1 pseudogene is annotated in these 547 nt (G+C 35.1%); it reads right to left on the bottom strand.

From position 1 onward, the window contains the following. Positions 1-21: 21 nt before the first annotated feature. Positions 22-547: pseudogene (locus ACFIKU_RS10345) on the bottom strand (glutamate racemase); the annotation flags it as partial.

Genomic DNA, 547 nt, shown 5'->3' with positions numbered 1-547 from the left:
AAAGAAAAAGCTGGAACAGTTTTATTGATCTCGTATCCCAAAGTCAACTCTTTTCATGAGTTTTAAGCCAAATCCTTTTAATAAACGCTCCGTTGAAGAAGTGACCTTTTTTGATGTTAGCAACACAAAATCTTGATATTTCTTTACAGGTTGCTGCTGTATTTTTTCCGACAATGGCAATAATGATCTGGTATGTTTAGCGATAGCTTTTGCTGGATCAATCCATTTAACGGACCATAAAGCTTGTTCACGAAAGAAGCTAATCAAAAAAGGATAATGTGTGCAGGCTAAAACAATAATATCAGTATATTTGCCATTTTTTTCCACAAAACATGGAAGGATTTCTTTCTTTATCTCTTTCGAATCGATAGATTTTCCCCGTAAATAATTTTCAGCAAATCCAGCAAGCTTTTCACTTCCCACAAGCTGAACATGACACTGTCCAGCAAAAGAGTTGATTAATTCATTTGTATAAGCACGTTTAACTGTTCCAGGGGTTGCTAATACGGAAATAAAACCAGATTTCGTCTGTTCAGCAGCTAATTTA

It is taken from the genome of Bartonella sp. CM120XJJH (genome assembly GCF_042194715.1).
Lineage (GTDB): Bacteria > Pseudomonadota > Alphaproteobacteria > Rhizobiales > Rhizobiaceae > Bartonella.
This window is presented reverse-complemented; position numbering and strand designations above follow the sequence as displayed.